Origin of the sequence: Ruminococcus sp. AF31-8BH, from assembly GCF_003460605.1 — a bacterium.
GTDB classification, from domain to species: domain Bacteria; phylum Bacillota; class Clostridia; order Lachnospirales; family Lachnospiraceae; genus Blautia_A; species Blautia_A acetigignens.
On sequence record NZ_QTVN01000021.1, the window covers coordinates 1 to 21,528 of the forward strand.

The 21,528-nt window shown below is 45.4% G+C and carries 15 protein-coding genes, 2 pseudogenes and 1 other annotated feature; of the genes and pseudogenes, 16 read left to right on the forward strand and 1 reads right to left on the reverse strand.

What is annotated here, in order from left to right; genetic code table 11:
* Positions 1-276 precede the first annotated feature (276 nt).
* The 3 genes from DWZ38_RS19500 to DWZ38_RS19510 all read left to right on the forward strand — a co-directional run bounded on the left by DWZ38_RS19500 (position 277) and on the right by DWZ38_RS19510 (position 3,630).
* Positions 277-1,683 (forward strand): MATE family efflux transporter, encoded by a 1,407-nt coding sequence (locus tag DWZ38_RS19500; protein WP_243000404.1) that lies wholly within the window; start codon positions 277-279, stop codon positions 1,681-1,683.
* Between the two features lie 269 nt (positions 1,684-1,952).
* Positions 1,953-3,365, forward strand: coding sequence for a sensor domain-containing diguanylate cyclase (locus DWZ38_RS19505; protein WP_178105387.1), 1,413 nt, complete (start codon positions 1,953-1,955; stop codon positions 3,363-3,365).
* Positions 3,352-3,630 (forward strand): kinase, encoded by a 279-nt coding sequence (locus DWZ38_RS19510; RefSeq protein ID WP_243000405.1) that lies wholly within the window; start codon positions 3,352-3,354, stop codon positions 3,628-3,630. Before DWZ38_RS19505 ends, DWZ38_RS19510 begins: the two co-directional genes overlap by 14 nt.
* Here the strand turns inward: DWZ38_RS19510 and DWZ38_RS23680 are convergent.
* Positions 3,570-3,800 (reverse strand): annotated as a pseudogene (locus DWZ38_RS23680) (DUF6783 domain-containing protein). The gene DWZ38_RS19510 and the pseudogene DWZ38_RS23680 overlap by 61 nt on opposite strands.
* Here DWZ38_RS23680 and DWZ38_RS23685 point away from each other — a divergent pair.
* The 13 genes and pseudogenes from DWZ38_RS23685 to DWZ38_RS19575 form a co-directional block, all read left to right on the forward strand.
* A pseudogene (locus tag DWZ38_RS23685) lies at positions 3,738-3,899 on the forward strand (DUF6783 domain-containing protein); the annotation flags it as partial. The pseudogenes DWZ38_RS23680 and DWZ38_RS23685 sit on opposite strands and share 63 nt — an antisense overlap.
* A gap of 3 nt (positions 3,900-3,902) precedes the next feature.
* On the forward strand, positions 3,903-4,091 hold the full coding sequence (locus DWZ38_RS19520; RefSeq protein WP_021924909.1) for a DUF6472 family protein: 189 nt from the start codon (positions 3,903-3,905) through the stop codon (positions 4,089-4,091).
* Between the two features lie 42 nt (positions 4,092-4,133).
* Positions 4,134-4,270 (forward strand) — a sequence feature (ribosomal protein L10 leader region).
* Positions 4,271-4,300: 30 nt separating this feature from the next.
* Positions 4,301-4,816: a 50S ribosomal protein L10 gene (gene rplJ / locus DWZ38_RS19525; RefSeq protein WP_117854801.1), complete on the forward strand. Its 516-nt coding sequence runs from the start codon at positions 4,301-4,303 to the stop codon at positions 4,814-4,816.
* A gap of 67 nt (positions 4,817-4,883) precedes the next feature.
* A complete protein-coding gene (gene rplL, locus DWZ38_RS19530; RefSeq protein ID WP_117854804.1) occupies positions 4,884-5,255 on the forward strand; it encodes a 50S ribosomal protein L7/L12 in 372 nt (123 codons plus the stop codon).
* Positions 5,256-5,431: 176 nt separating this feature from the next.
* Entirely contained in the window at positions 5,432-7,753 is a 2,322-nt protein-coding gene (locus DWZ38_RS19535; RefSeq protein ID WP_178105388.1) for a right-handed parallel beta-helix repeat-containing protein, read from the forward strand.
* 173 nt (positions 7,754-7,926) lie between these two features.
* Positions 7,927-11,781 carry a DNA-directed RNA polymerase subunit beta gene (locus DWZ38_RS19540; protein ID WP_117854809.1) on the forward strand — a complete coding sequence of 1,285 codons (3,855 nt, stop codon included), beginning with the start codon at positions 7,927-7,929 and terminating at the stop codon, positions 11,779-11,781.
* A gap of 17 nt (positions 11,782-11,798) precedes the next feature.
* A complete protein-coding gene (gene rpoC / locus DWZ38_RS19545) occupies positions 11,799-15,527 on the forward strand; it encodes a DNA-directed RNA polymerase subunit beta' (protein WP_117854812.1) in 3,729 nt (1,242 codons plus the stop codon).
* A 478-nt stretch (positions 15,528-16,005) separates the two neighbouring features.
* On the forward strand, positions 16,006-17,241 hold the full coding sequence (locus tag DWZ38_RS19550; RefSeq protein WP_117854869.1) for a glutathione S-transferase C-terminal domain-containing protein: 1,236 nt from the start codon (positions 16,006-16,008) through the stop codon (positions 17,239-17,241).
* A gap of 37 nt (positions 17,242-17,278) precedes the next feature.
* Positions 17,279-18,136: a transporter substrate-binding domain-containing protein gene (locus DWZ38_RS19555; RefSeq protein WP_117854815.1), complete on the forward strand. Its 858-nt coding sequence runs from the start codon at positions 17,279-17,281 to the stop codon at positions 18,134-18,136.
* Positions 18,137-18,160: 24 nt separating this feature from the next.
* Positions 18,161-18,679: a GNAT family N-acetyltransferase gene (locus tag DWZ38_RS19560; protein WP_207661335.1), complete on the forward strand. Its 519-nt coding sequence runs from the start codon at positions 18,161-18,163 to the stop codon at positions 18,677-18,679.
* A 25-nt stretch (positions 18,680-18,704) separates the two neighbouring features.
* Positions 18,705-19,457, forward strand: coding sequence for an amino acid ABC transporter permease (locus tag DWZ38_RS19565; RefSeq protein WP_117854818.1), 753 nt, complete (start codon positions 18,705-18,707; stop codon positions 19,455-19,457).
* Entirely contained in the window at positions 19,444-20,202 is a 759-nt protein-coding gene (locus DWZ38_RS19570) for an amino acid ABC transporter ATP-binding protein (protein ID WP_021924465.1), read from the forward strand. Before DWZ38_RS19565 ends, DWZ38_RS19570 begins: the two co-directional genes overlap by 14 nt.
* A gap of 72 nt (positions 20,203-20,274) precedes the next feature.
* Entirely contained in the window at positions 20,275-21,390 is a 1,116-nt protein-coding gene (locus DWZ38_RS19575; RefSeq protein ID WP_243000406.1) for a M20/M25/M40 family metallo-hydrolase, read from the forward strand.
* The last annotated feature ends 138 nt before the right edge of the window (positions 21,391-21,528 follow it).

Sequence of the window (21,528 nt, forward strand, 5' to 3'; positions counted from 1 at the left end):
TGCGGCAACGCACGGAGCTGACTGCTACTAATAGGGTGAGGGCTTGACCTGAGCGCAAAGCGCACAGGTCGTTCCATCGAACGAAGTGAGATGGAACTTCCGATTTATTCGCAAGGTTGAGAAATGATTCGAAAAGATTCCGAAGAGGATACAGCATGTATGTAGTTTTGAAGGTACAGGACTTAAACGGTAGCCGGTTGGTTATCGTTTTTTTGTTACCTGGATTTTTTTATAGATTGGTAAAGATTTGAAAAATAGTAAACAGGAAGAAACCAGATGAAATTTAGTAGAAACAAACTAAAAAGGACAGATGAAGACACAAAGGAAATGCTGCCAATTATTTTCTCTCTGGCATGGCCAACTATGCTAGAGCAGCTTATGCAGACTGCTGTGCAGTACATGGATACAGGAATGGTTGGTGTACTTGGAACTCGCGCTACTGCGGCTGTAGGTGCTACCAGCACAGTCAATTGGCTGATCGGCAGTACTATTTCTGCAATTAGTGTAGGATTTTTGGCATACATTTCTCAGTCAATGGGAGCTGGAAAAAAACAGCAAGCTAAGAAAGCTTCTGCACAGGCTGTAATCACAGTTCTGATTGTAGGAATTTTATTTACACTTCTGACGATCGGACTTAGCAGCAAAGTGCCAGTATGGATGCAGGTAGATCCTTCTATACGAAGAATGGCATCCAGCTATTTTTTGATTTTATATTCCCCAATGCTATTTAGAACTGCAAATATTATTTTTGGAACAGTTCTCAGGGCTGTGGGTGATACCAAAACTCCTATGCAGGTAGGTGTTGCATTTAATGTTATCAACATTGTGCTGAATTATTTCCTCATATATTCCACAAGGACGGTTTCCATCGGTGGAAAAAATGTGTTAATCCCAGGTGCTGGATGGGGCGTTCAGGGCGCTGCTGCAGCAAGTGCAATTGCATATACCATTGGCGGTATAGCCATTACAATTAAATTATGGAAACACCCGGATATCTCGCCAAAAGGACAGAGCTTTAAGCTGGATAAGGTAGTTCTTAAGCCATGTCTGAAAGTGGCAGTTCCAAATATGTTTCAGCGCTTTGCAACATCTCTTGGCTACGTAGCGTTTGCATCTATGATTAATTCACTTGGCGAAACTGCAACTGCGGCTCACACGATTGCAAATACAGTTGAATCAGCATTCTACATCCCAGGTTGGGGAATGCAGACAGCTGCAGCCACTCTGGCAGGAAACGCTTTAGGTGCTAATGATAATAAGAAGCTAAGCGGACTTGCAAGAGCAATCATGCCATTAGAAATCGGACTAATGGTTGTTTCAGGCGGGCTTTTGTTCATTTTTGCACCAGTATTGATCAGGCTTTTTTCATCAGATGATCAGATTATTAGTCTGGGAAGTACAGTACTTCGTATGGTTGCTGTTTCCGAGCCATTTTACGGAGTTCCTATTGTTATAGAAGGAATGATGCAAGGTGTGGGAAAAACCGTGACGCCGTTTGTATTCAATGTAGTTGGTATGTGGGGAGTTCGGATTTTGGGAACATTTGTCTGCATTCATATGCTGGGAATGGGACTGATTTCTGCCTGGGGATGCATGATTGGGCATAATTTGCTGCTGTTTATATTATTTGCAGGACACTATTTAAGCGGAAAATGGAATCCTATGACTTCAGCCCATAGATAATGGCTCTAAGTATGTGACGTTTTGTAACTGTTCACAGGTAATATAAGGTTAACTTGACAGAGCTATGTGCAAGATTTATACTTAAATAAAAGCTTTTAATTAGGATTGGATGTCATTATATGGAAAAAAGCATGAAAGATAATTCTGAATATAGAACGAAAAGGCAATGGTTTTTTATAGTCTTAATTTGTTTGCTGGTGATGGTTTTTTTGACTACGTTCCTCATGAAAAGATATCGTCAGAAAACTGAGAGGGTTTTTTCCGAACTAATGGAAGAAACTCTATTGTCCGCTCATTCAGAGGCATTATCAGAAATAGAGGCTTTTTGTGATGATCAGGGAGAAACTGCTGGTTTAGAGAAAGCCTGGGAAATGATTAAACAGGATAAAAACAGGGTGTTCCATTACCTATGTGACTCTAAAGGTGTGATTCTGGCTGGCGATATGAAGATTTTTGATATCGAATATACAGTAGACACGGAATTGAGGTCTATTCGGATCAAAGACAAAGATATTGAGGAAATAGAAGATATCCTTGCAAATCTTACTTTCGGACAGCCGTATTTATTTTCCGAATTAGAGAAATCAGATATTTATCTGGCGGCGTCTAAACTGGAAGACAGAGATTGTATTCTGGTATCAGGCTATCGCTCCAATAAAATAAAAAATTACAGAACAATGCTTATTAACGGAAATCGTGCTTTAATAGTAACATTGTTTGGTTGTATGTCAATTATAATCATTCTGATTGGCCGCTTGTATATGAAGCAACAGAAGCGTGCAATGAAGGGGCAGGCGCGATACGATATTCTGTCTGAGTTTTCCGACACGGTACTTTTTGAATACGACTGTCTGGATAAGACACTGGTATTTACTCCGAATATAACCACCTTGTTTGGATTGAAGGAAATTGGCCAGATACGTCCATTTGAGAATGACACTGATTTTGCAATGGTACATCCGGATGATGTAGAGAAGGTAAAGAATCTTCTTTCCACTATCGGAGATAAGAAAGATGAGATTGACGATTTCGTAATCCGCTTTAAGGATAAGAATGGCAACTATCGCTGGGTTCGCTGGATGGGCCGATTGGTACGCGGACGTCTTGGTACTCCCCAGGTATTCCTTGGCAAGATTTCGGATGTGCAGGATGAAATGACCAAGGAACAGGATTTGCTGGAAAAAGCTTCGATAGATGGTCTGACCGGAGCTCTCAACCGTAAATCCGCAGAAGCGAAGATTGGTGAGCTTATGCAGAACAAAAACTGCAAAGGCTATCTGTTCATGATCGATATTGATGATTTCAAGACAGTTAATGATACTATGGGACATGCCATGGGAGATTTGGCGCTGATCAATCTTGTGAAGATTCTGAAAGAGAATTTCCGCAAGGATGATATTGTGGGAAGGCTTGGCGGTGATGAATTCATTGTATTCATGACGGATACAGAATTCGCTGCAGATGCGGAAGCAAAGGGCGCTGAGATTCTGGATGTGCTGGCGGCCTCCAAGGAGGAACCGCATTTTACCATCAGTGTTGGTGCTGCGGCTTATCCTGCAGCAGGACAGGATTACGAAAACCTGTATCTGTCTGCGGACCATGCAATGTATGTTTCAAAGAAAACAGGCAAGAACCGTATCCATGTTGATAACGGAACTGTAGAGAAGAATGACGAAAAGTGAGGTGTGCAAAATGCGGCTGCAGATCGTACAGGATGCATTAAAGAAGAAAAACATTAAATATGAATATACAGAGACAGACGGCTGCGGAAGCCTCGATTTCCTTTTCCGGGGACTGAAATTCCATGTATGGGAATATGAGGACCGGGTATGGGGCGCTGAGACCAATATCTATGAAGCAGGACGGAGCCAGGATATAGAGGGTGATTATGAGAATATTATTGCCAGAGAAATTTTGTCATGGCCGGATATGCTCCCAGGAAGCTGACGAAAGCGAAAACGCCAAATGGATTCGGGGGAAGCCTTAGAGCCTGTTTGAAAAATCATTCCCGCAATCTGCACGCCCCACTTTGCGGTATATTTTGCCCGAATTCAGTTGCCGTAGCCCGCTACGGCGCCCTCATCCGGACAAAATCTCCCACAAATTGTGACGCACATCTTGCAGAAAGCCTTTTTCAAACACGCTCTAGAGCCTTTTTCAAACATGCTCTAATTTTCCCGAATAATGAAATTCCTGTAGAAAGGCAGGTTTTATAAATAATGAAGAACAAGCAGGGAGTAAACTGCGAGTACTGTGTAAATTATTCTTATGATGACGATTATGAGTGCTATACCTGTGAGATGAATCTGGATGAAGATGAGATGTACCGCTTTGTTACCGGAACCAATCACGATTGTCCATATTTCCGCATGGGAGATGAATATCGGGTAGTAAGAAAACAAATGTAAAAAAATGAAATTACCTATTGACAAATAAAAACGAACATGGTATTTTATTACAGAACGCTGCCGAAGACAGTAGGTGCCGTAAGGCATAAGGATTAAAACGCCTACCGAGGACTAAGTATTCTTAAGTAAGAATTACGTTAAGCCTTGCTGTCTTACAGCAAGGCTTTTTTTGGCGGTATATCAAATTTTATAAGGAGGTGTACCATTTCATGGCAAAAGTAGAACTGAAACAGCCAATCGTAGAAGAAATCGCAAACAACATTAAAGACGCACAGGCAGTCGTACTGGTTGACTACAGCGGTCTTACAGTTGAGCAGGATACTATTTTACGTAAAGAGTTAAGAGAGTCCGGCGTACAGTACAAGGTTTACAAGAACACTTTAATGCGTCGTGCATTTGAAGGTACTCCATGTGCAGATCTTGACAAGCACTTACATGGAACAAACGCTATTGCAATTTCTGCAACAGACGCTACTGCTCCTGCAAGAATCCTTGCTAAATTTGCAAAACAGTATCCGGCACTTGAATTAGTTGCAGGTATTGTTGAGGGTAACTACAACGATCAGGCAGGAATCCAGGCTCTGTCCCAGATCCCGTCCAGAGAAGAACTTCTCGGCAAACTGCTTGGAAGTATCCAGTCTCCTATCACCAACTTTGCTCGTGTGCTTAATCAGATTGCAGAACAGCAGGGCGAGGGTGCAGCAGAGGCTCCAGCAGCAGAATAATTTAAGAATCTGCCGCTGAATCGAATCATTGATTCCACAAAAATTTTAAAAATGGAGGAAAATTATAATGGCAAAGTTAACAACAGCTGAGTTTATCGAAGCAATCAAAGAGTTATCTGTATTAGAGTTAAATGATTTAGTAAAAGCTTGCGAGGAAGAGTTCGGTGTATCCGCAGCAGCAGGCGTTGTTGTAGCAGCAGCTGGTGCAGCTGAGGCAGCAGAGGAGAAAGATGAGTTTGACGTAGAGCTTACAGAAGTAGGTCCTAACAAAGTTAAAGTTATCAAAGTTGTTCGTGAGATCACAGGCTTAGGTCTTAAAGAAGCTAAAGAAGTTGTTGATGGTGCTCCTAAAGCAGTTAAAGAGGGCGCTTCCAAAGCTGAGGCTGAGGACATCAAAGCTAAACTTGAGGCTGAAGGCGCTAAAGTTACTCTTAAATAATTTAAGCGAACCAAGCTCCCCGCAGAAGTCTGTTTGCAGGCAACTGCGGGGATTTTTTTTGCAAAGGATTTTGTCAGCGAGGATCCTTTATGTAAAAGGGAAACAGATGATATTTCTTTTTTACATAAAGGATCCTGCAGGGAAAGACTATGATGATTTAAGGCAGGAGGATGAATATGAAGAGACTTGTGGCTGGAATTCTGTTGGGATTGTCATTGGAACTGGGCTGCAGCGGAGCTGCTTATGCAGAGGCACCGGAAATTGCAGCTGAGTTTTCCGATACGACTGAAAGTGATAGTTTTTACACAGACGGAACTGAGAAAGTGCAGGTTCCGGATGACACAGATGATCCGGAGATGCTGCCGGAAAGCGGAGAAGAAGCTGAGGCAAGCTTTGGATCTGATTCAGAAGAACAGCAAAGTGAGGCTGCTTTTTTCAGCGGCAGCAGTGACGAGATGGCATTCACAGATGGAAGCTCGGATGAGGCACAGGCAGAAGTACAGGCTGCCGATCTTTCCGAAGAGGAAGCAGAAATTCTTGCCAAAATTCCGGCAGATGCCACAGAGGTTACCCTGGATGTCCAGGATGGAACTGATATCACCAATGTGCTGAACCTTGTTTTGAAATTTATGGGGCAGCGTGCTACAGATGTGTCTCCCTGTAAAGTGATCATTCCTCCGGGAAATTATTATATTTCCAATACCATTCATCTGTACAGCAATATGACTCTTTATGCCCAGGGTGCAGTTATCACGAAGAGCAGCACCAACAAGCACATTATTCTCCGGCTTGGGGAAGAAGTGCTTTCTGATGGCGGCTATAATGGCTATCGGAATGTTACCATTGATGGCGGAACCTGGGATCTGAACTATCAGAATGTAGAAGGCAAGGAGAATCCAGGCGGTTTCGTTGGCTTCCGTATTGGACATGCTACCAATATAACCGTGAAGAATGTCACCTTTCTTAACAACCTGAAGTCTCATTTCCTTGAACTTGCAGGTGTGAAGGATGCTGTAGTGACCGGCTGCACCTTCCGTGGCTACTGGAAAGATTATGAGGGCGGCGGACAGGAATGTATTCAGCTGGATGCCTGCCTGGACTATATTTTCCCAAGATATCAGCCGTTCGACGGTGCTGTCTGTGAAAATGTGCTGATTGAGAATAATACTTTCGAGGATGTTTTTGCAGGCGTGGGAAGCCACAGCATGGTTTACGACCGTCCGTATCGAAACATCCAGATCCGCAATAACACTTTCCGAAACATCCGCAAGCGTGCGGTATGGTGCTTGAACTATGTGGACTCCGCAGTGGAAGACAACACGATGGAACATGTAGGCGGCGGAGTACTTGTATGCAGCATGTATACGCCCAATACCCATCTGGCACCTGACGCAGCGCCGGGAACTGCTGGAAATCAGTATTCATCCAATATTTCTGTGAAAAATAATCGGATATTTATTTCTAATACAGATAAAATTAATGGAAAAAGCTGGAAGGGATATGGAATCCAAATACAGGGCAGTAAAGTGAATGCGAATGCAGCTGGTATACCAGAAGGAATCTATAAAGTAACAAATGTTACGGTAGAGAACAATTTAGTTTCTGATGTAGGCAATGCAATTTACATGTATCTTGCAGATAATTGTGTGGTAAACAAAAACCGGATTTCATTAGTGCATGCCAGTTCCTTTTCTATCACGGGAATTTATTTGGCCGGATCATCTGGAAATGTGATAAGCAGTAATAAGATTGGTGACTGCAAGGGGAATGGAATATGTGCTAATAACGGCGGCAGGACATTGAATGCTGCTTCAACAGACAATAAAATTACGGGAAATATTATAAATAACACTTTAAATGATGGAATCTACATTGGAACGGGAAGTACAGGTACTGTAATCAGCAAAAATGATGTTGGTGTCAACAATAAAAGCGGAATTGTGGTTCTGGACAGCAAGAAATGTCAGGTGATATCCAATAAGGTATCTGACTGCAGACTAGACGGAATATACCTGAAAAATATTGGCGATACTGATATAAAATCTAATAACGTAACTACTGTAAAACGCTATGGAGTACAGGTGATCTCCAGTCAGCTAAAATCCCTTTATGGAAATACGATCACAGGAAACGGGAACTGCGGTCTGCGGATCGTCCAGTCCAGGATTTCAGGCAATCAGCAAAACCGGCTGCGGAATAATGGAAGTTCCTATGCCGTCTATTCCAGGAACAGTACAGGTTCTGTTCTGGTAAGGCTTCCAGCATCCGCAAGAATCACCAGAAACACCGCAAGAATTACCGGAACGGCAGCAGGAGGCAGAAGGCTTACTGTATATGTTGTGACAAAATCCGGAAACAAAAGGATCGGACAGGGCAATGTTACTTCCAGAGGAAGATACAGTGTCTCCATTCCAAAACAGAAAAAAGGAACCGTGCTTCTGTTGCTGCTGACAGATAAATATGGAAACCGTTCCTACACAGAGCAGAAAGTATTATAAAGACTGCTTCAAATTGAAATAAATTAAAAAAACAACAGGAAAAGTGCTTGACAGGCTTTTTTTGTTGTGCTATAGTGAAGAATGCTATATTATGGCAAGATATGCCTACTATGCTTAGTAAGCAGGGCTGGCTGATGTTGTAATAAATAAAATAAAACAGGGGTGAAACGTCAATGGAAAAAAACAGAATTCGTTCTGTAAAAACTGGAAAAAGCATGCGAATGAGCTACCAGAGACAAAAAGAAGTCCTGGAAATGCCGAATTTGATCGAGGTCCAGAAGGATTCTTACCAGTGGTTTCTCGACGAAGGATTGAATGAAGTGTTCGATGATATTTCTCCAATCGCAGACTACGGCGGAAAGCTCAGTCTCGAGTTCATCGGCTTCACATTTGATGAAAAAGATGCTAAATATACCATCGAGCAGTGTAAAGAACGTGACGTAACTTATGCCGCACCTTTGAAGGTTCGAGTGAGACTGATTAACAAGGAAACAGAAGAGATCAACGAACACGAGATTTTCATGGGAGACCTGCCGATTATGACTGCGACAGGAACCTTCGTTATTAACGGTGCTGAGCGTGTTATTGTCAGCCAGTTAGTACGTTCCCCTGGAATCTATTATGCCATTGCACACGATAAAATCGGTAAAAGACTGTTTTCCTGTACAGTAATTCCTAACAGAGGAGCATGGCTGGAATATGAGACTGACTCCAATGATGTGTTCTATGTACGTGTGGACAGAACCAGAAAGGTTCCGATCACTGTACTGATCCGTGCACTTGGTGTTGGCTCCAATGCAGAGATCATCGATCTGTTTGGTGAAGAGCCGAAGATCCTTGCAAGTTTTACAAAAGATACTTCTACAAATTATGAAGAAGGTCTTCTTGAGCTGTATAAGAAAATCCGTCCAGGCGAGCCGCTTGCAGTTGAGAGCGCAGAGAGCCTGATCAATGCGATGTTCTTTGATCCGAGAAGATATGATCTTGCCAAGGTCGGACGTTATAAATTTAATAAAAAGCTTCATTTTAATAAACGAATTGTTGGCCACAAACTGGCTGATGATGTGGTGGAAGGCTCTACAGGCGAGATCCTGGCAGAGGCTGGCCAGATCGTGACCAGAGAACTGGCTGATGCCATTCAGAACGCTGCAGTTCCATTTGTATGGATCCAGGGTGAAGAAGACCGCAGAATTAAAGTTCTTTCCAACTTAATGGTAGACATGCATCACTATCTGCCAGAAATCGAGAACCTGGAAGAGCTTGGTGTTACAGAGTTAGTATACTACCCTGTACTCGAAAAAATTCTGGAAGAAAATGACACACTTGAGGACAGAATTGCTGCTATCCGCAGAGATATCCATGATCTGATTCCGAAGCATATTACAAGAGAAGACATTTTTGCCTCCATTAACTACAATATGCATCTGGAATACGGCATTGGAAATGACGACGATATCGACCACTTAGGAAACCGTCGTATCCGTGCGGTGGGTGAGCTGCTTCAGAACCAGTACCGTATCGGTCTTTCCAGACTTGAGCGTGTGGTTCGTGAGAGAATGACAACACAGGATGTGGAGAGCATTTCCCCGCAGTCCCTGATCAATATCAAACCTGTTACAGCTGCTGTAAAAGAGTTCTTTGGATCTTCCCAGCTGTCACAGTTCATGGATCAGAATAACCCGCTTGGTGAGCTGACCCATAAGAGACGTCTTTCCGCACTTGGACCTGGCGGTCTGTCACGAGACAGAGCCGGATTCGAGGTTCGAGACGTTCACTATTCCCATTACGGAAGAATGTGCCCGATCGAGACTCCTGAGGGACCGAACATCGGTCTGATCAACTCCCTTGCATCCTATGCAAAGCTGAATCAGTACGGATTTGTTGAGGCACCTTACCGTAAGATTGATAAGACAGATCCTATGAATCCGCGTGTAACCGACGAAGTTGTTTACATGACAGCAGATGAAGAGGATAACTACCATGTAGCACAGGCGAATGAGGCACTTGACGCAGAGGGACATTTCGTTCGTAAGAACGTTTCCGGTCGTTTCCGCGAAGAGACTCAGGAGTATGAGCGTCAGATGTTTGATTACATGGACGTATCTCCTAAGATGGTATTCTCTGTAGCTACAGCCCTGATCCCATTCCTTCAGAACGACGATGCGAACCGTGCGCTGATGGGATCCAACATGCAGCGTCAGGCCGTTCCGCTTCTTACTACAGAGGCACCGGTTGTTGGTACAGGAATGGAAGCCAAGACAGCTGTTGACTCCGGTGTCTGCATCGTTGCAAGAAAGTCCGGTACTGTACTTCGTTCCACATCTACTGATATCAGTATCAAGAATGATGACGGAACAAAGGATGATTATCATCTTACCAAATTCATGCGCAGTAACCAGAGCAACTGCTACAACCAGCGTCCGATCGTAAATCAGGGCGAGCACGTTGAAGCAGGAGATGTTATTGCAGATGGTCCGTCTACCTCTCAGGGAGAGCTTGCCCTTGGTAAGAACCCTCTGATCGGATTTATGACCTGGGAAGGTTATAACTACGAGGATGCGGTACTTTTAAGTGAGAAACTTGTTCAGAACGATGTTTACACATCTGTTCACATTGAAGAATATGAAGCAGAAGCACGTGATACCAAGCTGGGACCGGAAGAGATCACCCGTGATGTTCCAGGCGTTGGTGATGACGCACTCAAGGATCTTGATGAGCGCGGAATCATCCGTATCGGTGCAGAGGTTCGTGCAGGGGATATCCTGGTAGGTAAGGTAACTCCTAAGGGAGAGACTGAGCTTACAGCAGAAGAGAGACTTCTTCGTGCAATCTTCGGTGAGAAGGCACGTGAGGTTCGTGATACTTCCCTTAAGGTACCTCATGGTGAGTACGGTATCGTTGTAGATGCCAAGGTATTCACAAGAGAAAATGGTGACGAGCTGTCTCCTGGAGTAAATCAGTCTGTACGTATTTACATCGCACAGAAGAGAAAGATCTCCGTTGGTGATAAGATGGCTGGTCGTCATGGTAATAAGGGTGTCGTTTCCCGAGTACTTCCGGTTGAGGATATGCCATTCCTTCCGAACGGCCGTCCGCTGGATATCGTGCTGAATCCTCTGGGTGTACCTTCCCGTATGAACATCGGACAGGTCCTGGAGATCCACTTAAGCCTTGCTGCCAAGGCACTTGGCTTTAACATTTCCACACCGGTATTCGATGGTGCAAACGAGAATGATATCCAGGATACACTGGAACTTGCAAATGACTATGTAAATACAGAGGACTTTGAGGAGTTCCGTGAGAAATACAAAGATATTCTGGCACCTGATGTAATGCAGTATCTGGATGAGAACAAAGCCCACAGAGCACTGTGGAAGGGAGTTCCGATCTCCAGAGACGGTAAGGTTCAGCTCCGTGACGGACGTACCGGAGAGTTCTTCGATGGCCCGACCACAATCGGACACATGCATTACCTGAAGCTGCATCATCTGGTTGATGATAAGATCCATGCCCGTTCCACAGGTCCTTACTCTCTGGTTACACAGCAGCCTCTGGGTGGTAAAGCCCAGTTCGGTGGACAGCGTTTCGGAGAGATGGAGGTTTGGGCTCTGGAGGCATATGGTGCATCCTATACACTCCAGGAAATCCTGACAGTTAAATCCGATGATGTTGTCGGTCGTGTGAAGACTTATGAAGCAATCATCAAGGGTGACAATATTCCTGAGCCTGGTATTCCGGAATCCTTTAAGGTACTTCTTAAAGAGCTTCAGTCCCTGGCCCTGGATGTGCGCGTACTCAAGGATGATCAGACAGAAGTTCAGATCATGGAGAATGTAGATTACGGCGAAACCGACCTTCGAGCAGTTATCGAGGGAGATTCCAGAGGACACAGAGACCAGGAATCCTTCAGCAAACACGGCTACACCAAGCAGGAGTTTGACGGTGAGGAGCTTGTTGATGTGGACGAGGACGAAGATGAGGATTATGAATCCGAAATCGACGATTCCTACGATGATATCGAAGAGTAGAAAGGGGAAAAGAATACATGGCAGAATCAACCAATACCAATGAAACATATCAGCCAATGACTTTTGATGCCATTAAAATCGGACTGGCGTCCCCGGAAAAGATCAGAGAGTGGTCAAGAGGTGAGGTTTTAAAACCGGAAACCATCAACTACCGTACCTTGAAACCGGAGAAAGACGGACTTTTCTGTGAAAGAATTTTCGGACCGAGCAAGGACTGGGAGTGCCACTGTGGTAAATATAAGAAAATCCGTTATAAAGGTGTTGTCTGCGACCGATGCGGCGTTGAGGTTACCAAGGCTTCCGTTCGTAGAGAGCGTATGGGTCACATTGAGCTTGCTGCTCCTGTTTCCCATATCTGGTATTTCAAGGGTATTCCGTCCCGTATGGGACTTATCCTGGATCTGACTCCAAGAACACTGGAGAAAGTCCTTTACTTTGCAAACTATATCGTACTGGATCCGGCTGATTCCGGACTCCAGTACAAGCAGATCCTGACTGAGAGAGAGTATCAGGATGCCCGTGAGTCCTACGGAAACAACTTCCGTGTGGGCATGGGTGCTGAGGCCATCAAGGAGCTCCTTATGGCAATCGACCTTGAGAAGGATTCCGCTGAATTAAAGGCAGAGCTGGTTAAGGCAACAGGCCAGAAGCGTGCAAGAATCATCAAACGTCTTGAGGTTGTTGAGTCCTTCCGTGAGTCAGGCAACCGTCCTGAGTGGATGATCCTTGACGTTGTTCCTGTAATCCCGCCGGATCTTCGTCCTATGGTACAGCTGGATGGCGGACGTTTCGCAACATCTGACCTGAATGACCTGTACAGAAGAATCATTAATCGTAACAATCGTCTGAAGAGACTTCTTGAGCTTGGTGCTCCGGATATCATTGTCCGCAATGAGAAACGTATGCTTCAGGAAGCAGTTGATGCCCTGATCGACAATGGCCGCCGCGGCCGCCCGGTAACAGGTCCTGGAAACAGAGCCCTGAAATCCCTTTCCGATATGCTGAAAGGTAAATCCGGACGTTTCCGTCAGAACCTTCTTGGTAAGCGTGTTGACTACTCCGGACGTTCCGTTATCGTCGTTGGACCTGAGCTGAAGATTTATCAGTGCGGTCTTCCGAAAGAGATGGCAATCGAGCTGTTCAAGCCTTTCGTAATGAAAGAGCTGGTAGCAAACGGTACCTCTCACAATATTAAGAATGCCAAGAAGATGGTAGAGAAGCTTGAGCCAGCTGTATGGGATGTTCTCGAAGATGTTATCAAAGAGCATCCGGTTATGCTGAACCGTGCACCTACACTGCATCGTCTGGGTATCCAGGCGTTCGAGCCGATCCTTGTAGAAGGTAAGGCGATTAAGCTTCATCCGCTTGTTTGTACCGCTTTCAACGCTGACTTCGATGGTGACCAGATGGCTGTCCATCTTCCGCTTTCCCAGGAAGCACAGGCAGAGTGCCGTTTCCTGCTTCTGTCTCCGAACAACCTTCTGAAACCTTCCGATGGTGGCCCGGTAGCCGTTCCTTCACAGGATATGGTCCTTGGTATCTATTATCTGACCCAGGAAAGACCTGGAAATAAGGGTGAAGGCAAGTTCTTCAAGAGCGTAAACGAGGCAATTCTGGCATATGAGAACCAGGTAATTACCCTGCAGTCCAAGATTCTTGTACGTACCAGCAAGGTAATGCCGGATGGAAGCACTTTCACAGGCAATGTACAGTCTACACTGGGACGTTTCCTGTTCAATGAGATCCTTCCGCAGGATCTTGGATTTGTTGACAGAAGCATTCCGGGAAATGAGCTTCTTCTTGAGGTTGACTTCCTGGTTGGTAAGAAACAGCTGAAACAGATTCTTGAAAAAGTTATTAACACTCACGGAGCAACCAAGACCGCTGAGGTTCTGGATGCTATCAAGGCTATGGGTTACAAGTATTCTACAAGAGCTGCCATGACTGTATCTATTTCTGATATGACCGTGCCGCCGCAGAAGCCGCAGATGATTAAAGCTGCCCAGGATACTGTAGACAAGATTACCAAGAACTACAAACGTGGTCTTATTACCGAGGAAGAGCGTTACAAAGAGGTTGTTGATACATGGAAGAAGACTGATGATGAGCTTACTCACGCACTTCTGTCAGGACTTGATAAGTACAACAACATCTTCATGATGGCTGACTCCGGTGCCCGTGGATCTGATAAGCAGATCAAACAGCTTGCTGGTATGCGTGGATTGATGGCCGATACAACCGGACATACAATCGAGCTTCCTATCAAGTCAAACTTCCGTGAAGGTCTGGACGTACTGGAATACTTCATGTCCGCTCATGGAGCTCGTAAAGGACTTTCCGATACTGCTCTTCGTACAGCCGATTCCGGTTACCTGACAAGACGTCTTGTTGACGTATCTCAGGACCTGATCGTACGTGAGATGGACTGCTGTGAGAACAGATCCGAGATTTCCGGTATGTATGTAAAAGGTTTCATGGATGGCAAGGAGGAGATCGAGAGCCTTCAGGATCGTATCACAGGCCGTTTCTCCTGCGAGACCATTAAGAATAAAGAAGGTGAAATCCTTGTAAAAGCAAACCATATGATTACTCCGAAGCGTGCCGCACGTATCATGAAAGAGGGCGTGGACAACATTACCGGAGGTGCTGTAGAGCAGGTTAAGATCCGTACCATCCTTAGCTGTAAGTGCAAGGTGGGTGTGTGTGCGAAATGTTATGGTGCCAACATGGCTACCGGAGAACCGGTACAGGTTGGTGAATCCATCGGTATTATCGCAGCACAGTCTATCGGTGAGCCTGGTACACAGCTGACCATGCGTACTTTCCATACTGGTGGTGTTGCCGGTGGAGATATCACGCAGGGTCTTCCTCGTGTCGAGGAGCTTTTCGAGGCAAGAAAGCCGAAAGGACTTGCCGTTATCACTGAGATTCCTGGTGTTGCTACAATCAACGACACCAAGAAGAAGAGGGAGATCATCGTAACAGATCCGGAGTCTGGAGAATCCAAGACCTACCTGATCCCATACGGTTCCCGTATCAAGATCATGGACGGACAGGTTATGGAAGCTGGTGATGAGCTTACCGAAGGTAGTGTAAACCCGCATGATATCCTTAGAATCAAGGGTGTTCGTGCCGTTCAGGATTACATGCTTCGTGAGGTTCAGCGTGTATACCGTCTCCAGGGTGTTGAGATCAACGATAAGCATATCGAGGTTATCGTTCACCAGATGCTGAAGAAGATCCGCATCGAGGACAACGGAGACTCCGAGTTCCTGCCAGGAACACTTGTTGACTTCCTTGAGTATGAGGAAGTAAATGAGAAACTGGAAGCTGAGGGCTTACGTCCTGCAGTTGGAAAACAGGGAATGCTTGGTATCACCAAGGCGTCTCTTGCAACCGATTCCTTCCTGTCAGCTGCTTCCTTCCAGGAGACCACTAAGGTTCTGACTGAAGCTGCGATCAAGGGTAAGGTTGACCATCTGATCGGTCTGAAAGAGAACGTTATCATCGGTAAACTGATTCCTGCTGGTACAGGTATGAAGTGCTACAGCGATGTAGAGCTTGATACAGGAATGCCGGAGGAGCCGGAAGAAATCGAATTCGACGAGATGGATGACGATCAGGACATGCTTGATGTAGCGGAAGATTCTGAAGATCTGGAGATCAGTGAAACTCCGGAAGACGCAGAGGATGAGGATGCATTCGATGATGAAGAGGTTGACTCCGCTGACGACAGTGAAGAATAAATGAATTAGGATCCCTCAGGGTGACAGAAATGTTGCTCTGGGGGATTTTTTTGCCTTTTTACAGCTGAAGTGTGCCCAAAAATACCACCTGCTATAGCGTAAAGCTATAACTAGCTCTATAAAACTGCGATTTCCAAAACGCTATTTAGTGGTTGCATATGGTGAAGTTCTGTTTTATAATAAGCAACATCAAGAGAAATATATAAAACATATCGAGTTACTAGGAAAGGAGAAACCAATATGACAGTATCAATTAGAACCGCGAAGATGTGTTGCAGCATGAAGATGGAAAAAGAGGTTATGTGTTGTTGCTGTTGTTGCGGCTCCATGAAGACAGAAAGAAAATAGAACAGATTTACATACATATGCGTTGATGCTATATAAGAACAAAGAAGTTTTTTGAAGCAGGGATTCGGATATGGGACCTGCTATTTTTGTACCCATTTTTAGAAAATCAGACAATTCGGAGGAAAATAAAATGAGTGGATGCGGATGCAGTTTTTCACCAGCAGAGGAAATTAAGGAAGAAGTAAAATATACAGATGCACTTGCAGAGCAGTTTGCGAAAGAAGTTGGAGTTGATCCAAGACCAAATGAAACTTTAGTAGAAATCGATGAGAGAGGCGCATTTATCAGACAGCCAAACGCTTTTATCCAGCCATTCGGTGATGAAGAGGGAGACCTGAAAGCAGAGGCAAACCGTTACGGAATCTACTGGGCAACCGGATGCAACTGGTCAAACAGACCGATCATTGTAAGAGATCTTCTTGGACTTCAGGATGTGATCTCAGATACCAGAGTGACTCATTCCGGCGAGACTAACCGCTACGGACATGCATTTGGAGATCAGCCAGGATTCAAGGATCCCAAGACAGGCGCTTACTTCTTAAGCGAGTTTTACAAAAGAGCCAATTCGGATTTCAAAGGAAGAGCTACCACCCCAACTCTGGTAGACATCAAAGAAAAGAAAGCAGTAAACAACGATTATCATCGTCTTACAAACTACATTGAAGTTCAGTTCCGTCCCTTCCAGCCAAAGGATGCGCCGGACCTGTACCCGAAGAAATTCCGTAAAGAAATCGATGAATTTAACGACTGGCTTTTCCCACATGTAAACAACGGACATTACCGCATGGCATTCTGCCAGTCACCGGAGGCTTATGATGAAGCATATGAAGATTTTTATGAATCACTTGAGAAGCTGGATAAGAGACTGGAAACAAACCGTTTCCTTTTCGGAGATTACATTACAGACAGCGATGTCCGCGTTTATGTTACCCTGGTACGCTGGGATGTAAGCTATTTCCATAACATCGGTCCGGTGAAAAAGCCAATCCGTGATTACAAAAACATCTGGGGCTACTTAAGAGAGCTCTACGCAATCCCGGCATTCCGCCACGGAAGCGATCCGCAGGTACTTGCATTAGACGGCCCCAGAAAGAAATTAGGAGAGGTTCTTTTCCGTGGATACAACGACAGAATCCTTTCAAAAGTTGATTTCGAAAAGCTTTGGGCAGACGACGGCGAGAGAAGAAAATTAAGCAAAACACCAGATGAGTTATTCCTTCGCCATCCGGAAGGAGAGACCTACGAGGATTACGCAGGCCCCATTTCCAAGACTATCTGGAACAGCCCGAAATGGGAAGACAGAAATCCGAAGAATGGAACCTTATCCGTGGACGCATCCATTAACCCGCTGAAGGGACTTTTATGAGAATCAGGCAAAAAATTTACGAGAGAGGATAGAGATTATGAAAAGATTTAATAGATTAACAGCAGTTTTACTGGCAGGTGTGACAGCAGCAAGCCTTACAGGCGGTGCAGTCAGCGTATTTGCAGATTCCGACGTAAAGGTGATCAAAGGTGTTACAAGCGGTTCCCTGGCTCCTTACTTTTATGTAGGAGATGACAATGAACTGACAGGAGTTGATATTGACATTGTGAAAGAGGTTTTTAACCGTCTTCCTCAGTATGAGCTTCAGATTGATACAGCAGATGCACTACAGGGCGTAATCAGCGGCCAGTATGACATTGCAATCAACAATTACGGCTACACAGACGAGAGAGCAGAATCCTATTACTTCTCTTTCCCATATAAGACAAGTTTTAATGAGTACATTCAGCGGGCAGATGATGAGCCGCTGACCTCCCTTCAGGATCTGGCAGACAGAGGCTACAAGATCGAGCTGACAGCCGGAAGCCTGACAGCCAATGCACTGGAGCAATGGAATGAGGAGAACCCGGATCATCAGATCGAGATCGTTTACGACAACACCAATTTCCAGGTTCGTTACCAGAACATTGTAGACGGTGTTACAGACGTTGCCATTGACGATGGCCCGCTGATCGACAACCTTCTTCCAAACTTTGGACTGGAGGGACAGCTGGTTCCAAATCCAATTGACGACGAAACACAGGAATTCCTTTTCCCACAGAACAACACCTATTTTCTCTTTGGAAAAAATGAGGAGGGCGCAGCTCTTCGCGAGGATGTGGACGCAGTGCTGAAGGAAATGAAAGAGGACGGCACCTTAGCTGAGATCACCGAGAAATATCTTGGAAAAGACACAAGCCCGGACGAGAAATACTTCGAAGAGACAATCAACTAAATCAGAGATGCAAGGAGAACGATCATGGTGGAAATTTATCGCATAGAAAAAGGGGCAGAGACCTGGAAATACAAAGCTTATGATTACGTGAGGACAGATGCCTTCTGCGTGGGACAGAGCATTCCCATAGAGCTGGAATTTTCCCATGACGAAAAGGAAGAGGACCTGCAGGCTGTGATCCTGATTGAGGATCACAAGCCAGTGGCAGGCTGCCGAATCGCTTTTCCAGACGAGAAGATCGGCAAGATCGAACGTGTCTGCGTCGTCCGGGGAAAACAAAAAGGCGGTTACGGCAGAATCCTGATCCAGGAAGCAGAGAACTGGTTAAAAGAGTACGGAGTAAACCACATCGTGATCAGCAGCCAGGACCGTGCTGCTGGTTTCTATGAAAAGCTGGGTTATCAGCTGAACCCGGATGTGGACCCGTCCGTATACGACAAGCATCATAAACAGGAAGAGAAGCCGAAGCAGGAGCCTTCCAGACCGAAGAATGCGCCGGGACCTTTTGGATTTACCTGTGTGCTTGTAGAAAAATATTTATAGAAACTGAACTTGTAGGAGAAAAATCATGGGAAAATTATTTGACGTATCACTGGTATTCACATCGATCCCGGAATTGCTGGGAAAATTACCAATCACTTTGGAGCTGGCATTGCTTTCCATGCTTCTGGGGCTGATCTTAGGACTTGTGATGGCGATCATAAAAATGCATAAGATCAAGGTACTGACACAGCTTACCAACCTTCTGATTTCTCTCCTTCGAGGAACTCCTGTAATCGTACAGCTGTATGTGGCATTCTTTGGAATCCCAATGTTTTTCAAAGCCATCAACCAGAAATTCGGCACCAACCTTGCAGTGGCAGACATTCCTGGAATTGCCTATGCAATGATCGCACTTGGACTGAATCAGGCTGGCTTTATGGCAGAGATCATCCGTTCCGCACTTCAGTCCGTAGACAATGGACAGATTGAAGCCGCCCACGCACTTGGAATGACTTATCCGCAGGCACTTCGCAGGATCATTCTTCCGGAAGCTTTTGAGGTAGCGCTTCCTACACTGGGAAATGCCCTGATCAGCATTATCAAAGGAACATCACTGGCCTTCACCTGCGCAGTTGTGGAGATTACCGCACAGGGCCAGATTATTGCAGGAAAAACATACCGCTATTTCGAGGTTTACGTATCACTTGCTATTATTTACTGGGTAATTACCTTGATTATTGAGCAGCTGATCCGTATAATTGAAAATAAGATTCGTATTCCGGATCAGGTGGAGCTGGTAAATTTTGCCGAGGAGGACGCAACCCATGATAAAAATTGATCATTTGTCAAAAAAATTTAATGATAATGTTGTCCTGGATGACATCAGCCTAGATATCAAAAAAGGCGATGTAGTGGGAATCATTGGTCCTTCCGGAACCGGTAAATCCACCCTTCTTCGCTGCGTGAACCGCCTGGAAACACCGGAACGGGGCACTGTGACCATCGGGGATAAAACCATTGATCTTTCCGAGAAAAAGCCAAAAGACCTTTTATATCTGAGACAGAATACAGGAATGGTATTCCAGCGCTTTAATCTTTTTGAGAAAAAAACAGCTCTTGAGAATGTAATGGAAGGTCTGATCGTGGTAAAGAAGATGTCAAAGGCGCAGGCCAGAGAGATTGCCATCGAGCAGCTGAAGCTGGTAGGCATGGCACCCTGGGCAAATCATTATCCCAAGCATTTGTCGGGCGGACAGCAGCAGAGAGTTGCGCTGGCAAGAGCCCTTGCAATGAAGCCGCAGATCCTTCTTCTGGATGAGCCTACCTCCGCACTGGATCCGGAGCTGGTTGGCGAGGTGCTGGACGTCATCCGCAAGGTTGCAGCACAGGGCTACACTATGCTTCTGGTATCCCATGAGATGAACTTTATCCGTCATGTATCCAACCGTGTGATTTTCCTGGATAAGGGACATGTGGTGGAGGACGGAACACCGAAGGAAGTATTCGACCACCCGACGAACCCGCGTACCCAGGAATTTTTCCGAAAGATGAATATTATGGCACAGCCGGAGTACATGATTTAAACGAACACCTGAAAATTTCAAAAAGGAGAATAAAACAGCTGTATCGCGCAGCTGTTTTTTGCAATTGCGATTATGAGAGAAAATGAGAAAATAGCAGAAGTATTTGGCAAACTGGTATCCATTGATTCCCCATCCTTAAAGGAACGGGAGATGGCAGACTACCTGAAGAAATTATTTGGAGAAATCGGCGTAGAGCTGGAGGAGGACCAGACCGGAGAGGCAACAGGGTCCAATGCAGGCAATCTTTTTGCCCGGCTGGAAGGGGAGGCTGGATCAGAACCTTTGCTTCTTGGCGTGCATATGGATACAGTAGAGCCTTCCCGGAACAAAAAAGCGGTGTTTCACCCGGACGGAACTGTGACAAGCAACGGAACTACAGTCCTTGGTGCAGACGACCTTGCCGGTGTTACCGCAATCTATGAGGCAGTCCGCTATCTGAAAGAGAAGAACATTCCTCACAGGACGGTGGAGATTTTGATCACAACCGGGGAAGAGCTGTACTGCAAAGGAGCAAATGCTTTCGATTACAGCAAAGTCCGCTCCAAAGGGGCTTACGCTTTGGATCTTAGCGGCAAAATCGGAGCAGCCGCTTACGCTGCCCCAACTTTAATTTCTTTTTCTGCCTCTGTAAAGGGAAAGGCTGCCCACGCCGGATTTTACCCGGAAAAAGGAATCAACAGCATCCAGGCAGCAGCCAAAGCCATCGCCAGACTTCCCCAGGGCAGGATCGATGAAAATACAACTGCCAACATCGGTGTTTTTGCAGGGGGAACAGGAACCAACATTGTACCAGAAGCCTGCACGGCGAAAGGGGAGATCCGCAGTCTGAATCATGAGATTGCCATGAAGCTTCTTAAGGAGTACCATGAGATTTTCCAGGAAGAGGCAGAGAAGGCCAGAGCAGCGCTTGAATGGGAAGAAAAGCTGAATATTATTGCATATGAGACGGATCTTGGCGGAAAAGCTGCAGAAAATTACAGGAAAGCAGTGGAAAAAACAGGCCTTGAGCCAGAATTCGAGAAAACCTTCGGGGGAAGCGACAACAATGTGTTTGCTCAGCACGGAATCGAAGGGCTGGTAATCGCCACCTCCATGAACCAGGTGCACAGCTGCAGCGAATACTGCAGCATCCCGGAAATACGGCAGGTGTCTGAGATTCTGGTAAACCTCTGCACCGCAGAAAAATGACAGACATCCTGCCAATGAAAGGCTGGAAAGATATGGATAGAGAAAAATACAGGCGGGACTATCATTTGTGGTAATATTCTAGTATAATATTACGAAAACCCGGGCAGCAGTTCCGGGGATGATGATTGTGGTCAGCAA

Coding starts and splice junctions, on each gene's coding strand:
- DWZ38_RS19500 (WP_243000404.1), top strand. CDS start 277: ATGAAATTTAGTAGAAACAAACTAAAAAGGACAGATGAAGACACAAAG.
- DWZ38_RS19505 (WP_178105387.1), top strand. CDS start 1,953: ATGGAAGAAACTCTATTGTCCGCTCATTCAGAGGCATTATCAGAAATA.
- DWZ38_RS19510 (WP_243000405.1), top strand. CDS start 3,352: ATGACGAAAAGTGAGGTGTGCAAAATGCGGCTGCAGATCGTACAGGAT.
- DWZ38_RS19520 (WP_021924909.1), top strand. CDS start 3,903: ATGAAGAACAAGCAGGGAGTAAACTGCGAGTACTGTGTAAATTATTCT.
- rplJ (WP_117854801.1), top strand. CDS start 4,301: ATGGCAAAAGTAGAACTGAAACAGCCAATCGTAGAAGAAATCGCAAAC.
- rplL (WP_117854804.1), top strand. CDS start 4,884: ATGGCAAAGTTAACAACAGCTGAGTTTATCGAAGCAATCAAAGAGTTA.
- DWZ38_RS19535 (WP_178105388.1), top strand. CDS start 5,432: ATGAAGAGACTTGTGGCTGGAATTCTGTTGGGATTGTCATTGGAACTG.
- DWZ38_RS19540 (WP_117854809.1), top strand. CDS start 7,927: ATGGAAAAAAACAGAATTCGTTCTGTAAAAACTGGAAAAAGCATGCGA.
- rpoC (WP_117854812.1), top strand. CDS start 11,799: ATGGCAGAATCAACCAATACCAATGAAACATATCAGCCAATGACTTTT.
- DWZ38_RS19550 (WP_117854869.1), top strand. CDS start 16,006: ATGAGTGGATGCGGATGCAGTTTTTCACCAGCAGAGGAAATTAAGGAA.
- DWZ38_RS19555 (WP_117854815.1), top strand. CDS start 17,279: ATGAAAAGATTTAATAGATTAACAGCAGTTTTACTGGCAGGTGTGACA.
- DWZ38_RS19560 (WP_207661335.1), top strand. CDS start 18,161: ATGGTGGAAATTTATCGCATAGAAAAAGGGGCAGAGACCTGGAAATAC.
- DWZ38_RS19565 (WP_117854818.1), top strand. CDS start 18,705: ATGGGAAAATTATTTGACGTATCACTGGTATTCACATCGATCCCGGAA.
- DWZ38_RS19570 (WP_021924465.1), top strand. CDS start 19,444: ATGATAAAAATTGATCATTTGTCAAAAAAATTTAATGATAATGTTGTC.
- DWZ38_RS19575 (WP_243000406.1), top strand. CDS start 20,275: ATGAGAGAAAATGAGAAAATAGCAGAAGTATTTGGCAAACTGGTATCC.